Below are 14,870 nucleotides of genomic sequence, written 5' to 3' on the forward strand. Positions count from 1 at the left end.
CTAAAAAAATTTCAAATAAAAAATAACTGCTTTCAAACGATTTTTTAACAGGGTTGTCAATATAATTTCATTGATTTTGCACCCTGTTTTAGCTTTGTATTCATCAATTAAATTATCCCTAAAATTATGAATACAAAGACTTTATCTGTTATATTGAAGAATGATGTTTTGCAGGCTTTGCTGCTTATTTTTTATCGCCTTCTAATGCGGATTACCCGCCTTGACGCAGAATATCTGAACGTTGGGCAGTATTAGATATCATCATTATTGTTGTGCCTGTCATCTTTGTACTTCTTGCTATCCGACAAAATTTGCCTGCACCTGTAGGAAATCGTTTATTGATTGCAACGGGTGTGAGGTTTATTGCGTATCTCATTCACGCCCCATATATGGATATGTATGTGTATCACAATTTCATCAGTCCTGATTGGTTTGATGCAGTTGTTACTCTTGAAAAACATAATATAGAGGCACAGAATATTCCGACAGCACAAATTCAGCTAAAAATAGAGCAAATGAAAGAAAATATAAATTTTACCTGTTGGGTTTAGTACTGAATTTGATAGCTGTTTCGTTTCTGTATAAAATTTTTTCTGAACTTTTCAGTCCGCTTAATTTTCTGGATTGTTTAGTCAGTATGGTGTTTGTGAATGTTTTTGCTATGGCTTTTTATTTTCTTAAGAATGGACTTACCCAACAGGTTCATTTCCGCAACCTATAAATCTGAACTTGAAAAACTACTTTCTAAATTCTAATTCAAACTTACTCTCAATGAAAAACCGAAAACGCATTATGACCGCTATAATAGCAAGTACATTTACACTGACAATACTTGGCGCTTGGTTGTTTTTTAATTCAAACCAGTGTGGCACTGAAAAAGCATTAGACCCGAATAACATTGAGCCTCAATTGATTGCCTATACCAAAACTACGTATCAGGTTGGGCGAAACTGGGTGGTATTGGGTGATAAAAAGGAAACACAACTTTCAGCGTTTGTATATTTTCCTGTAATAGCTGAAAGTGAAGAACTTTCTGACGTACTTCCGAACAAAGAATGGCAACAGCAACATATTCAAACGATAAGGAAAAAAATTGGCGATACGCTTGCCGTAAAAATGGCAACTGCCCGAATGAAATTAGCCAAAAACGGCAAAATCCTTCCTCAGAAGTTTCCTTTGCTTCTGTTTGGTCCTGGTTTGGGCTGGTTGCCAACAGATTACGCTTCGTTTTTGGCTTCTATGGCAAGCAGGGGCTTTGTGGTTGTTGCTTTTACAGGATTACCCATTTCCAAAGCTATTTACTACCCTGACAGCACTTCTCAAACAGTTGAAAATGTAAAGGTAAATTACCAAAAAATGAGCGACTATTTTGATTTTGCCATCAAACACCTCACCCGTTCAAATCCCGAAAGCGAAAATCATTACTCATCTATGATGGATACGGATAAAATATATGTTGCAGGGCATTCTGTTTCGGGAGCAGCGGCATTGATGGTAGCCCAAAAAAACGATAAAGTCAAGGGCGTTATCAATTTGGACGGAGATGTAACAAAAGATTTTGAGCAAATACAGCCCTTGCAACCCATTTTGTATGTTACTACTCAGCCACAGGGAGCAGACAGCCCCAAAGCAGAAACATGGAGTGAGGACAGAAGCGAAAAAAGGCGGGATAACGCATTTATCCAAAATGCAGGTCGCAGTCAGAAAAGTGTCAGAATTAAAATTCCGCAAATGTATCATTTGGACTTTTTAGATGTTGCACAATTCAAAAAAAATATCTGCAAAGAATGCAACCGTAAAAGTTTTGGAAGCATCATATACCAAAAATCAAACGAACTCATACAAAACGCTATTTTTGACTTTGTTCAAAATCAGGACAACTGGAAAAATCTTTCAGAAAAATATAACGTTTTAATTCAAGTGAAATGAAAGCATACCTAACAGGCATATTGCTGATTTTAACTACGCTGACAGGTTTTGCCCAAAAATTCTGGCTGACCACTTATGAATTTCCCGGCAGAGAAAAAACCGGAATTACCCTCACTCCAAACGGCTGCATGTTGGTAAGCCTTACCAATGGCGTTATCAAAAGTTGTGATGAAGGCAACCGTTTTTCCACAGTGCTAAATTCATCGGCAGTTTATAGCATATATTCCAATAATTTGGGAGAAGTTTTTGTAGGTGGTACAGGGAAGATTTTCCGCTCATTTGATAATGGGCAAACTTGGGACTCGGTGAGTGTAGGCACTACTTACCCAATCAATAAAATTATTCAAAACTCGCAGGGACATCTCTTTGCCATTACAGGGATACTCACCAATGATGATGGCTTCATAGGTGATGGCGTATTTTTTTCAAACAACAAAGGTCTGACATGGTCGCAACGCAACAACGGCTTGGGCATATATACCTGCATAGAGCAAATTGCTATTGATAAAAACGACAGAATTTATGTTGCAACGGCTGACGAATATGTAACGGGCAATGGAGGTTTGTTTATTTCTGAAAATAGTGGAAATCTTTGGGAACACATCAACATCAGCGTAGATGGCAGGGGAGCTATCAACGACCAGATTAAAGTTGCCAATGCGTGGAATATATCCGTATCACCCCAAGACAGCGTGTATTTCAGTTTTTTTGGCACGGCAGTCAATACAAGTGTGCGGTTAAATACGGTAAAGCACATCAGCGAAGTACGAAATAATACGCACTGGAAAGTTTATGCTGTCAATAATTCACCTACTTGGTGGCAGGATAAGTTACTCAATCCTGTACACTTTGCACGCAATGGCGACAAGTATAGCTCGGTTTCAGGTTCAATCGGTTTTGGGGGTACTTTTTTCTGTAAAAATAACCAAACCACTTGGCAAAAAATAAATTTCGGACTGGGAATTGACATAAACGGCTTTCAGAATATCCAACATTTTGCCGAAACTCCCAGCGGAAAAATTTTTATGGTACAAACCCTTGATGAAAGGGTATATTACACCGACACAAGCGTAGTTACTTCTTTGCCTAACGATAACCATGAACTTCAACAAATCAATATATTTCCCAATCCTGTGCATAGCGGAGATAATGTGTTTTTTTCCAATTTTTCAGAAAATCAAAAAGTACGCATAAAATGCTATGACGCATCAGGCAAGCAAGTTTTTGAAACAACAGATTTTCTGAATAGTAAGATTACTGCACCTCAACAACAAGGCATTTATTTCCTGAATTTTGAAATGGGAAAGTATAAGTCAGTAAAAAAATTGATAGTTTACTGAGAAAGTTTATTCCTAAATACAAAATGCGATTAAAAAACAAAATAGCCCTAATAACAGGTTCGGCACGCGGAATAGGAAAGGCAACTGCCGAACTCTTTCATAAAGAAGGAGCAATCGTAATTGTTTCTGACATCAGGGACGAGGAAGGAAATGCCTTTGTATCTGACTTAAAAATCAATGCCGAATATTTGCATTTAGACGTTGGAAATGAAGAAAACTGGCAAAATGCAACGGAGTACATTACCCAAAAATACGGACGACTTGACATTTTGGTAAATAATGCAGGCATTACAGGTTTTTTAGAAACCACAGGAGCTTGGGACGCTGAAAATGCAGACCTCAAATCGTGGGAAGAAGTGCATAGGGTAAATGCAACGGGCGTTATGCTTGGGTGCAAATACGCTATCAGACTGATGAAAGAAAAAGGCGGAAGCATTGTCAATATTTCTTCCCGAAGTGGCGTGGTGGGCATTCCCGGAGCGGTGGCTTATGCTTCAAGCAAGGCAGCGGTCAGAAACCATACGAAAAGCGTTGCCCTGTATTGTGCTGAAAAAGGCTATAAAATCAGGTGCAACAGCGTTCACCCCGCAGCCATTATGACCCCAATGTGGGACGCAATGCTCGGAGAAGGTGAGCAAAGACAACAAATTATTGAAGAAGTAGAAGCAGGCATACCATTAGGACATTTTGGCGAACCTATTGACGTGGCTTACGGCATTTTGTATTTGGCAAGTGACGAAAGCAAATATGTAACAGGCATTGAACTAACCATTGACGGTGGAATTTTGGCAGGAAGTGAAGCGAAGCCGAGAAAATAGAAAAATGTCCAAATCGTTAGCGGTCAGGCTAAAACTATAATTGCAATTTTTAGAATATGTTAGAATACTTCTATAATAGATTTACCAAAAAATATTTTTATGAAATTTAAACTTGTTTTGAGTTTTTTAATTTTTTTCTTGGCTTCAACAATTAACGCCCAAGAAATTAGCCTTTTCAAAGGCGATAGTTTAGACAGTTATATCGGCAAAGCCCTTGATGAATGGAAAATTCCGGGTGCCGCAGTATATGTTGTGAAAGACGGCAAAGTAATATTGCAAAAAGGATACGGAGTGCGTAATTGGGATACCCGCTCCAAAGTGGATGAGCAAACTATTTTCCCCATTGCTTCTATTTCAAAAACCTTCACAGGAACACTTTTTGCCACCTTAGAAGCAGAAGGGAAGGTCTCGTTGAATGATTTAGTAAAAAAGTGGCTACCCGACTTTTCAATGAAAGATAAACTTTATGAACAGCAAATTACACTTACAGACATTCTTTCTCATCGCTCAGGTTGGAAAACGTTTCAGGGTGATTTTATCAATACTGAGTCTGCCTTGAATTATCCCACTATGATTCAGAAGTTTGCACAAATGCCCCCTGCTTACCCTATTCGGACAAGATTTGGTTATTCAAATTTTGGATTCATTATCGCTGGAGAATGTGTAAAAAGCATTACAAAACAAAACTTCAACACCTATCTAAAAAATCGTTTTTTAATACCTCTTGGAATGAACCGAACTTTCGTTTCTGAAATTGAAATCCAAAACGAAAAAAATATAGCATTTGGGCATACCCTCATCAATGACAGTATTGCTGTGCTACCACCTGATAAAGTTGAACCGTATAGCCACGGAGGAATTTTTGCAAGTGTCACTGATTTAGGAATTTGGGTAAATACACTGCTTAATAAAGGTAATTGGGAAGGTAAAAACGTAATTCCTGAAAATGCTATCAACAAAATGTGGTTAAGTAATACTATTATAGGCAAGTCAAGAGCCGCTGACCGAGAAATGTATTTCAAAACCTACGGTTTGGGTTGGGAAATTTTGCAATATCAAAATAGAGAAGTTATACAACATAATGGTGCATATTCAGGAGCATTAACCTCACTTACACTCGTGCCAAGCCTTCAATTAGGCATTGTAATTTTGACTAATCAAGACAATCACAACTTACAAGAAACACTAAAATGGCAAGTTATTGATGCTTATTTACGGAAAAACGCCCCAAATTATACGCTCACAGCCATAGAAAGGCAAAAACAACGCAAAATAGAAAATCTTAACTCCAATAAGGAACAGAAAGAAGAAATTGAAAAATTTGCAGTTGATTTAGATGCAATTATAGGAACTTATCTTTGTGATTACTATGGAAAAGCGACTATCAAAAATGAAAATGGCAACTATATTCTTAACTTAGAACACCATCCTCAGTTAATAGGAGTACTGACACCATACAAGAAAGACCAACTTACTTGTCAATACAATCATCCTATGTTTGGGAAAGTACAGTTTCCATTCAAAGTTGAAAACAACAGGGTAAAAGGATTTATCTTATTTGTAGATAGTTTTGTAGAAGCAGACGGATACGAATTTAGAAAAACTAAATAGAGGAAAAGCCCGACCCGCTAACACGGGTTTTGGTGAGGTATTCAATGCATCTGCTTATTTTAATGAACTGAACATAGAGGTTAGTGGTTTGATAATCACTTTCACTTGGCATTGGAATATCAGAATACCAATGTAGGCAAAAAAGTAACTCACTTCACTGTAAAATTTTGTACTACGGAAACTGTCATCACAAATGATAAATGACCTCAAAGATAAATGGTATCTATAAAAAGAGAGCTAAAGCGGCTTAGGATATATAATATTTCAAAGACGTAAATTAGTTTAAAAAATTCCAGAGAGCATATTTTTCATTCCAAATTTATTTCATTATTTTCGTAGAAAAATAAATTCTGTCATGGAAACTACCACAACAGTTGATTTTGTCATAGAACCGCCAAACGTAGAACATCTTATAACCGAAGACGATACATCTGTGGACAATATTTTTTCAGAAAAACAACAACGTCTTTTAGTGGATACGCTTCATAGCGAGAAGCCTTTTGGCGACCGACCTTTTGTTGCCTCTGCCAATGTGGGGATTTACTATGCCATCAATAAACCTGCTGTTGTGCCTGATGTTTTTGTCAGCCTCGATGTAAACTATCCCCCTGATATTTGGGAAAAAGCCCATAGGGTTTATATGCTCTGGCAATTAGGAAAACCTCCTGATGTAGTAATAGAGATAGTATCTAACACCGTAGGGCATGAGGGAGGCAGAAAGTTTGACATTTATGCCCGAATGGGGGTGCCTTATTATGTAGTATTGGATCCTTTACAACACATAAATAAAGAAAAGTTGAATATTTATGAGCTTCATGTAGGAGAGTTTTACCGCAAAGACACTCATTTTTTAGAAAAAGTAGGCATTGGTCTAACCCTTTGGGAAGGACAGTTTGAGGAGCGTGTAGAGGAATGGTTGAGATGGACCGATGCAGAGGGAAATTTGCTGATGACAGGCTTTGAAAGAGCAGAACAAGAAAAACAGAGAGCAGAACAAGAAAAGCTACGTGCTGATAAATTAGCAGAAAAGTTACGTTCTTTGGGTATTAATCCTGAGGACATATAAAATTTTTTATCCCTTATTATATATCTAAGAAGTAGTATGAAAAAGCTGATTTTCCTATTACGCGACCATTTTGGTTTTTCTCAAATAGAAACAAGGGGCTTTATAATGCTGATTACCTTTATGTTAGCTTTATTACTTACCCCACTTTTACTCAAGTCCTTTTTCTCTCAATCAAAATATACGCAAGAAGATTATCAAAAAGACCTTGCTACGCTCAACGAAGCAATCAAAGAGTTTGAGTTGGCAAACCATCAACAAGACACAGCTACACATAAGGAAGAGCATAATTCAAGTAATTTTTTAGCAGAAATAGAAAGCAAACCTGAAATACAACCTTTTGCGTTTAATCCCAATGAACTCAATACAGTTCAATGGAAATCCTTAGGGCTAAAGCCTTACTTAGCAGAACGTATTATCAAATATCGGAGTAAAGGCGGAAGTTTTAAAGTAAAAAGTGATTTGATGAAAATTTATGGCTTTCCTAAGGAACTTTACCAAAGATTATATAGCTACATACAACTTCCTGAAAATCAAGAAAAAATAATGATAGAAAAAGAATACAAACAGGAAATAAGTGAGATAAATATCTCTTCTGAAAAGATAGAAAATAAGCCTAATTTCAAAGAAAAATCCGTTATCCAACCCTTTGATATTAATACCGCGGATACAGCACAGTTAAAGCAAATCAAAGGCATTGGGGCAGTACTTTCTGAACGAATCGTCAAATTTAGGGATAATTTAGGCGGTTTTTACTCTATAGAACAAGTCAAAGAGGTTTATGGACTCAAAGAAGAAGTATATCAAGAATTAGCAAAATATGCAAAAACAAGCAAAGGCTTTGAACTAAAACATATTAATATCAATACAGCTGATGTAAATACCTTAAAATCTCACCCCTACATTGGCTATAAAAATGCTCAAATCATAGTAAATTATCGACAACAGCATGGTAAATTTGCCAATGCAGAAGATTTACTCAAAACCAAAAGCATAGACGAAATACAACTGAATAAACTCAAAATGTATTTAACTTTTTAAAATCCTGATTTTAAACAACTAAAAATCAACAAAATAATGCAATATAGAAGATTCGGAAGAACTGACTGGAAAGTAAGCGAAATTGGCTATGGTATGTGGGGCTTGGCAGGTTGGACAGGTTCGGAACACTCAGAAGTAGAGCGTGCCTTAGACCGCGCAGTTGAGCTTGGCTGTAATTTCTTTGATACCGCTTGGGGCTATGGGAAGGGACTAAGCGAGCAGATTTTAGGGCAACTGATGAAACGACACGCCAGCAAACACTTGTACCATGCTACCAAAATTCCCCCTAAAAATTTCAAATGGCCTTCTAAAGCATGGTTTACTATTGAGGAGTGCTTTCCCGCTGAGCATATCATTAGTTATACAGAAAAAAGTTTGAAAAATCTTGGAGTCGAATGCATAGAACTTCAGCAGTTCCACGTGTGGGAAGATGCTTGGGCAGACAAAGACGAGTGGAAAAATGCAGTGGAAAAGCTAAAAAAAGAAGGTAAGGTTAAGCATTTTGGCATTAGCGTAAATCGCTGGGAGCCTGAAAATGTGTTGGAAACATTAAAAACAGGACTAATAGATGCCGTCCAAGTTATTTACAATATTTTTGACCAGAATCCAGAGGACAAACTTTTTCCACTTTGCCGTCAGTTAGACATTGGCATTATTGCACGCGTGCCTTTTGATGAGGGGACTTTGACGGGAACTTTGACCAAAGATACGGTTTTCCCTGCTGATGATTGGCGTTCTACTTATTTTGTCCCTGAAAACCTAAACGCAAGTGTGGAACGCGCTGATGCCCTCAGACCTTTAATCCCGCAAGGAATGACTATGGCAGAAATGGCTTTGCGTTTTATTTTGTGCAATGATGATGTGCATACTATTATACCCGGTATGCGTAAAATCCGCAATGTAGAAGCCAACATTGCCACAAGTGATGGAAAAAAATTAGAAAAATCCTTGCAAGAGGCTCTGAAGAGTCATCGCTGGGAAAGAACTCCCACGGAATGGTCTCAGTAGTTATGAGAAGGTATATCCATCAGCAAACTAAAATGTCTTTCCTTTGCAATTCATATATTTTGTTAATTTTGCTTGCCAAATCTTCATTGGGTTTCATAAACTAATATTTAAAAAGATGAAAATTACTTTAATTGGCTATGGCAAAATGGGCAAAACCATTGAGCAGATAGCCACGCAACGAGGGCATCAAATCTCGCATATCATAGATGTAAACAATGCCCAAGATTTGCAAACTATCACAAAAGGAGATACAGATGTAGTCATTGAGTTTACTCAACCCGAATCTGCCTTTGAAAATGTAAAATATTGTGTTGAAAATCAAATTCCTATCGTTTGCGGCACTACGGGTTGGTTAGAGAAAAGACCTACCATAGAGCAAATTTGCCAAGAGAAAAAAAGTGCTTTTTTTTATGCTTCTAACTACAGTATTGGAGTAAATATATTTTTCAGAATCAATCAGATACTTGCTAAGATGATGAATCCTTATGCCCAATATGAAGTAAGCATCGAGGAGATACATCATACAGAGAAAAAAGACGCTCCAAGCGGTACGGCGATTACTTTGGCAGAGGGTATCATTGAGAACTTGGAAAGAAAAAAAGGGTGGAAATTAGCTGAGAATACTGTCGACCAAATCACTATTACTGCCCTCCGAGAACCTAATGTAGCAGGCACACATACAGTTTTTTACGAATCGGAGATAGATACTATCGAGATTAAGCATATCGCTCACTCGCGTCAAGGATTTGCCTTAGGGGCAGTACTGGCGGCAGAGTGGCTCAAAGACAAACAAGGTGTATTTGGCATGAATGACTTGTTAGGCTTTTAAAACGATGTTATCTATACTAATTATTGGGCTTTCTTCTAAGTCTATCATAGCATTGATAATTTTGGCGTGTTGAAATCTCGGCAAGTCTTCAAGCCTAATTCGTTGCTCTTGAATGGCTTGTTTTTGGAGCAGTTGACTTCTCTTTGTACCTCTGAGCAAAGGGGTATCTGGAGTAAGCCAATTTTTCCCATCAAAAAAAACGATATTGGCATAGGAAGTATCTGTAATGCAGTGATTTTTTACTATCAAAATATCATTATAAGGAAACAAACCAGATTTAAGTTGCTCTAAATGAATACGGTCTGCAAATTTATGAGCATACTCTATTTCATTTGCTTCTATGATTTTTAAGGCTTGTATAGGTTTAATCAAATAAGGTTGAAACTCTATTTTCTCAATTTGCTTACTGTATAAAACCCTGCATTTGTAAACCTCAGAGGTAAGCACAGCTGGAATTTCGACTTCTTTTGCTAAATCTATTTCGTCCTTGCATTTAAGTAGTTCAAAGCGAGAACGATTCAGCCTTTCATTGTGAAAATCAATATTTTGTAGGAGTTTGTTTGTTACTTTAATGGTTTCTAATAATAGGCACATATACTTTATCTATCATTTCTTGGTACTCGGCTTGTGCTTGGCTTTTGTAAGTAATGCCTCCTCCACTTTTAAATATAAAACTTTTTTCTCTTTGCTCTATAAAGCGAATCATTACTCCACTGTCTAAGTTTTTTCCATCAAAAATACCAAAAATTCCTGTGTAGTAACCTCTTTCGTAGTCCTCGACTTCTAAAATAATTTCTACCGTTTTCTTCTTAGGCGCGCCGCAAATAGAACCCGCAGGAAGCAAGGTAAATATGAGACTACCAATGTTTTTACCATAGTCATTAGATAGAGTTCCCACAATTTTAGAACTTACTTGCAAGAGCGTTTTTTGATGTGTTTTTACCTTTTCCACATATCTAAATTTTTCTACGTGTACTTTTTCTGCCACCATGCTCAAGTCGTTGCGAATGAGGTCGACTATGGTAGCGTGTTCGGCTTTTTCCTTCTCATCGGCTAATATCAATGCTTCTGCAGTAGGCAAGTCAGCATCTATTGTTCCTTTCATTGGGAAAGAAAACACTTGATTATCACTAATCTGAACAAAAATTTCAGGAGAAAAAACTACAAAGCTATCCTTTACCCAAAGTTTGTACTTGGCTTGGCTTTGCAAAAAAATTTCTTTTAAGGTTAAGTTTATTTCTATGGGTGTAGGACAGGTCAAATTGAGTAAGTACGTATCGCCTCCTTTGATGTGTTTCATTACCTTTTCAAATTTAGGCAAATAGGTTTCAAAAGGAATAGGATTTTTTCTGAACAAAATATGAGCTGGCTTTTGCACTTTTTTTAGGTATTCAGGAATATTATTTTTATCATTGACCATGTATAAAATATGCTCAGGATTCACTTGACTGAGTGCCTGAACGATGCAATTTTTCATTTCAAAATCAATGACAAACAAAAAAGGTATGCCATCGCTACCATACCTGTTCATTTGCTCTATAGCAGAAAGTCTGTCCATCTGAAGATTACAGTTTACTTTTTGCGGCAAGTAAAGTATTCTTAATCAAAGAAGTAACTGTCATTAGTCCTACTCCACCAGGTACCGGGGAAATATAGCTGCATTTAGGAGCTACCTCATCAAATTTTACATCTCCTTTGATAGCATAGCCTGATTTCTTGCTGATGTCCGGCACTCTGGTCGTCCCTACGTCTATGACTACTGCCCCTTCTTTGACCATATCTGCTGTAACAAACTCTGGCTTTCCCATTGCTACTATCAGAATATCAGCACTTTGACAAACTTCTTTCAAATTTTTCGTCTTGCTATGCGTAAGCGTTACCGTGCAATTACCTGGGTAAGTGTTTCTTGCCATAAGAATACTCATAGGCAAGCCGACAATGTGGCTTCTTCCTATGACTACGCAGTGCTTCCCACTTGTTTCAATATTGTACTTTTCTATGATTTGTAAAATACCAAAAGGAGTAGCAGGAATAAAAGAAGGCATATTTAGCACCATTTTTCCAATATTATCTGGGTGGAAGCCGTCCACATCTTTCTCAGGAAGAATTGCTCTAATGACTTTCTGCTCGTCTATATGCTTGGGTAAGGGCAGTTGGACGATAAAGCCATCTAAATCAGGATTTTGGTTCAATTTATCTACTTCTTGGAGCAAAATCTTTTCACTTACCTCTGCTTCTAAGCGGATTAAGGAAGATTTCATGCCTACTTTTTCGCAAGTACGCATTTTGCTATTTACATAGGTTTCGCTTGCCCCATCATTGCCTACTAAGATTGCCGCTAAGTGAGGAATTTTATTATATTTGTTTTTTAACTCGCTGACTTCCAGAGCTATTTCTTCTAAAATAACTGAAGAAACCCACTTGCCATCTAATAATTTCATTTACTAATTTTCTAAGTTTTCTACACTGCCTACAAAGGTAGTATTTAAACTTGGTCTATGCAAAAAAGAAAGCTATTAGGCTATAAGTGTTTTTTTTATATTTCCGTATTTGTTAAAAAAATCTTTAGAGGGCATTAAGCGAATATCTCTGACACATTCTAAGCGGTCATAAAAAACCTCTACAAAAGAATTATTGAGTAAATATAGATTCACTTTTCTTCCTTTAGAACATCTTTTACAAAGATAAGTACCTGACTTACAAAGCAAAATCGCTTTGTGAGATTTGGAGAGTTGGGAAAATTCTTTGTTTGACATGAGTTTTAATTAATAAGGTTAAAAAATAGGCTCAGTAACAAAAAAATAACCAATGTCGGTCTTTTACTGGCTTTTTGTAAACACTAAACACAGATTCTTAGTGTTAATTTGTAGGAAGTTCTATATTATAATTAACAAGAAAATCAAGAAAAAAATTTGAATGAATACAAAAATTTTATCAGAGAAATCGATACAGAAATTTGGCTAATTTTTATGAAAGATGAGCAAAGTCATTTTACTACTCATACAAAATCTGTTACCTTTGTAAAAAATTTTAAAAACTAAAAGAAATGCTTTCAGATAAACCAAGTATTACGGATATTTTCTTAGAAGTGAGAGAAGGAGTGTTTACCATTGATATAGAAGCACTTGATAAGTCCTCATTAAATAAAAAACTCTCCAAAAAAAGCCCCAAAGACTGCTGCCACAGTTATAGAAAAGGAAAAAGGTGTAAAGACTGTCCATTAAGATTTTATTAATTTTTGCTATCTTCGTGTTACTTTTCTTTGTCTTTTTCGTATGAAATGAAGATAGTCATAACTTTTACAGATGTCATATATACTTACTCCCGCTAACTTGCATTTATCAACAAAAGTATTTTTCACTTTACCGCTTCTATATGTTCAGAAAGCTATGGGTAAGGCTTATTAATATTGGCTCACAACCCAATCAATCTTTTGCTGAAAAGAAAAAACTTCGCCTGATGAATGCTACTTCGGTGGCAGGCGTGTTGGTTTGTGGCTCATATTTGATTTTAGATGCTGTCATCAATGCTCGCCTCGCTCCTTGGATTTATTTTGTAGGTTTTATCAATTCTCTCTTAGTTTTCTATTTCAATGCCAAGTACTTATACACTTTGGCAATGTATTTATTTTTCATAGGCAACATTTCTATTGTAACGATGTTGTCTATTATTTTTGGAGAAGGGTTAGCCGCAGAGCATTTAATGTTCTTAGCAAGTATCAACGCCGTATTTTTCTTTGATAGAAATAGATACATCTTGCCTATTTTTATATTTGCTGTTGCATGTTTTGTTCTTATCAAATTTCTACAATCAGGCAATCCCATATATCAGTCCAAATATGTAGGCTACGTTTACTATCCTAATATTTTGTTGGCTTTTGTTACTATCTATTTGGTGGCTAATCTGTTTAAACAAGAGCATATCAATTATGAAAACGAAATAGAAAAGCAAAGGGAAGAATTGGAAAAAACCAACAAACAAATTACGGATAGCCTTCGCTATGCTAAGCGTATCCAGTTAGCACTGCTTCCTGAGGAGAGAAAAATAGATGACCTGTTTGAGAATTTTATTTTTTACAAGCCCAAAGACATCGTGAGTGGAGATTTTTATTATTTTGCTGAGGCAGAGAGCTTTTTTATTATCGCAGTGGTAGATTGCACGGGGCATGGAGTACCCGGCGCATTTATGACGATGATTGGGAATGCCTTGCTCAATCAAATTATCAAAGAAAATCTCATTACTGAACCTGCCCTTGTTTTAAAGGAATTGGATAAACGACTCTCTGCCACCTTACAACGCCAGCCTGATACACAAAAGATAAACGATGGCATGGATATTCTACTTTGTAGAATAGATATTGATAATCAAGAAATTACTTTTTCTGGTGCTAAAAGAAATTTGTTTGTATTTCAAAATAGTACATTGAGAGAAATCAAAGGCAATCGCTTTCCCATAGGAAGTTTTCAATACAAAGAAAAAGAATTCCACCAAGAAAGTTTCTACTATCAAAAAGATGATGTGATGTACTTGTTTACTGATGGCTATACTGACCAATTTGGAGGGCAAGAAAATAAAAAATTGGGAAGTAAGTATTTCAAAGACTTGCTTTTACAATTTCATCTCCTACCCATGCAAGAGCAGAAAAATCTTTTTGTAAGCACTTTTGAAAACTGGAAACAAGACCACCCTCAAACTGATGATGTTTTAGTAGTAGGATTGAGATTTTAGATGCTATTCTCTGGCTCTTTATGAAATGGCTAAATGGTTAGTGAGGGCAATCTGACAGTTAAACCACTACGGTCGCGCCACTTCTTATCCTCCTTACCCGCCGCATGCTCATAATCTAAGCCCTTCATGCCGAGTCTGAAAGATAAGGTAGAAATAAGAGTTTGCCATTCCCCCTATCTCACTTCCTTCCTCAATGCTTCTATCTGCTCAAGGGTTAAACCTGTGTACCTTGCAATTTTTTGATTAGGTTCACCATCTAAAATCATATTCTTAACGTGAATTATTTTACATTTTCTTGAATAAATACAATTTGTTTGTCCTCTAATTTTTGTGGATATGCTTTTATGTTTGGTGTTTTTTCCAAAAATGTATAAGCAATTAAGCCTGCCAGCAAATTAATAAGAAAATTTTTAGGGCTTCTGTGCCTTGAATGTTCTATATTTAGTTGATTTTTAAGTACATCGAAAGCAGTTTCTATCAATCCTCTATGCCTTAAATAATAG

The 14,870-nt window shown here is 36.5% G+C and carries 17 protein-coding genes; 12 read left to right on the plus strand and 5 right to left on the minus strand.

Annotated elements, in window-relative coordinates; translation table 11 throughout:
* The first annotated feature begins 126 nt into the window (after positions 1-126).
* The 10 genes from BM141_RS23625 to dapB all read left to right on the plus strand — a co-directional run bounded on the left by BM141_RS23625 (position 127) and on the right by dapB (position 9,639).
* Positions 127-255 (plus strand): hypothetical protein, encoded by a 129-nt coding sequence (locus BM141_RS23625; RefSeq protein ID WP_262509446.1) that lies wholly within the window; start codon positions 127-129, stop codon positions 253-255.
* A 17-nt stretch (positions 256-272) separates the two neighbouring features.
* Positions 273-551, plus strand: a complete 279-nt coding sequence (locus BM141_RS03680) for a hypothetical protein (RefSeq protein ID WP_143090786.1) — start codon at positions 273-275, stop codon at positions 549-551.
* A gap of 220 nt (positions 552-771) precedes the next feature.
* Positions 772-1,929, plus strand: coding sequence for an alpha/beta hydrolase (locus BM141_RS03685; protein WP_091540197.1), 1,158 nt, complete (start codon positions 772-774; stop codon positions 1,927-1,929).
* Positions 1,926-3,269, plus strand: a complete 1,344-nt coding sequence (locus tag BM141_RS03690) for a T9SS type A sorting domain-containing protein (RefSeq protein ID WP_091540200.1) — start codon at positions 1,926-1,928, stop codon at positions 3,267-3,269. The genes BM141_RS03685 and BM141_RS03690 overlap by 4 nt, the downstream gene beginning before the upstream one ends.
* Before the next feature lie 23 nt (positions 3,270-3,292).
* Positions 3,293-4,087 (plus strand): SDR family oxidoreductase, encoded by a 795-nt coding sequence (locus tag BM141_RS03695; protein WP_091540204.1) that lies wholly within the window; start codon positions 3,293-3,295, stop codon positions 4,085-4,087.
* Between the two features lie 99 nt (positions 4,088-4,186).
* Positions 4,187-5,698 (plus strand): serine hydrolase, encoded by a 1,512-nt coding sequence (locus BM141_RS03700; protein WP_091540207.1) that lies wholly within the window; start codon positions 4,187-4,189, stop codon positions 5,696-5,698.
* A gap of 355 nt (positions 5,699-6,053) precedes the next feature.
* On the plus strand, positions 6,054-6,764 hold the full coding sequence (locus BM141_RS03705) for a Uma2 family endonuclease (protein WP_091540210.1): 711 nt from the start codon (positions 6,054-6,056) through the stop codon (positions 6,762-6,764).
* 36 nt (positions 6,765-6,800) lie between these two features.
* Positions 6,801-7,802: a ComEA family DNA-binding protein gene (locus BM141_RS03710; RefSeq protein WP_091540213.1), complete on the plus strand. Its 1,002-nt coding sequence runs from the start codon at positions 6,801-6,803 to the stop codon at positions 7,800-7,802.
* 36 nt (positions 7,803-7,838) lie between these two features.
* On the plus strand, positions 7,839-8,810 hold the full coding sequence (locus BM141_RS03715; protein ID WP_091540216.1) for an aldo/keto reductase: 972 nt from the start codon (positions 7,839-7,841) through the stop codon (positions 8,808-8,810).
* Between the two features lie 115 nt (positions 8,811-8,925).
* Positions 8,926-9,639, plus strand: coding sequence for a 4-hydroxy-tetrahydrodipicolinate reductase (dapB, locus tag BM141_RS03720; RefSeq protein WP_091540219.1), 714 nt, complete (start codon positions 8,926-8,928; stop codon positions 9,637-9,639).
* Here dapB and BM141_RS03725 read toward each other — a convergent pair.
* The 4 genes from BM141_RS03725 to BM141_RS03740 form a co-directional block, all read right to left on the minus strand.
* The gene (locus BM141_RS03725; RefSeq protein WP_091540222.1) at positions 9,628-10,233 is read right to left on the minus strand and encodes an aminotransferase class IV; all 606 of its coding nucleotides are present in this window, start codon (positions 10,231-10,233) and stop codon (positions 9,628-9,630) included. The genes dapB and BM141_RS03725 overlap by 12 nt on opposite strands.
* Positions 10,208-11,197, minus strand: coding sequence for an aminodeoxychorismate synthase component I (locus tag BM141_RS03730; RefSeq protein ID WP_221407624.1), 990 nt, complete (start codon positions 11,195-11,197; stop codon positions 10,208-10,210). The genes BM141_RS03725 and BM141_RS03730 overlap by 26 nt, the downstream gene beginning before the upstream one ends.
* Before the next feature lie 7 nt (positions 11,198-11,204).
* A complete protein-coding gene (locus BM141_RS03735; protein ID WP_091540226.1) occupies positions 11,205-12,080 on the minus strand; it encodes a bifunctional 5,10-methylenetetrahydrofolate dehydrogenase/5,10-methenyltetrahydrofolate cyclohydrolase in 876 nt (291 codons plus the stop codon).
* 75 nt (positions 12,081-12,155) lie between these two features.
* A complete protein-coding gene (locus tag BM141_RS03740; RefSeq protein ID WP_091540228.1) occupies positions 12,156-12,395 on the minus strand; it encodes a hypothetical protein in 240 nt (79 codons plus the stop codon).
* 290 nt (positions 12,396-12,685) lie between these two features.
* Between BM141_RS03740 and BM141_RS22525 the strand changes: the two genes are divergently transcribed.
* Positions 12,686-12,874, plus strand: coding sequence for a hypothetical protein (locus tag BM141_RS22525; protein ID WP_143090787.1), 189 nt, complete (start codon positions 12,686-12,688; stop codon positions 12,872-12,874).
* Between the two features lie 140 nt (positions 12,875-13,014).
* Positions 13,015-14,367 carry a PP2C family protein-serine/threonine phosphatase gene (locus tag BM141_RS03745; RefSeq protein ID WP_091540232.1) on the plus strand — a complete coding sequence of 451 codons (1,353 nt, stop codon included), beginning with the start codon at positions 13,015-13,017 and terminating at the stop codon, positions 14,365-14,367.
* A gap of 280 nt (positions 14,368-14,647) precedes the next feature.
* On the opposite strand, the gene BM141_RS03750 is transcribed toward BM141_RS03745, so the two are convergent.
* The coding region (locus BM141_RS03750) for a transposase (RefSeq protein WP_143090788.1) at positions 14,648-14,870 on the minus strand (223 nt) is incomplete at its 5' end.

Source organism: Thermoflexibacter ruber, assembly GCF_900113045.1.
Taxonomy (GTDB): Bacteria; Bacteroidota; Bacteroidia; order Cytophagales; family Thermoflexibacteraceae; genus Thermoflexibacter; species Thermoflexibacter ruber.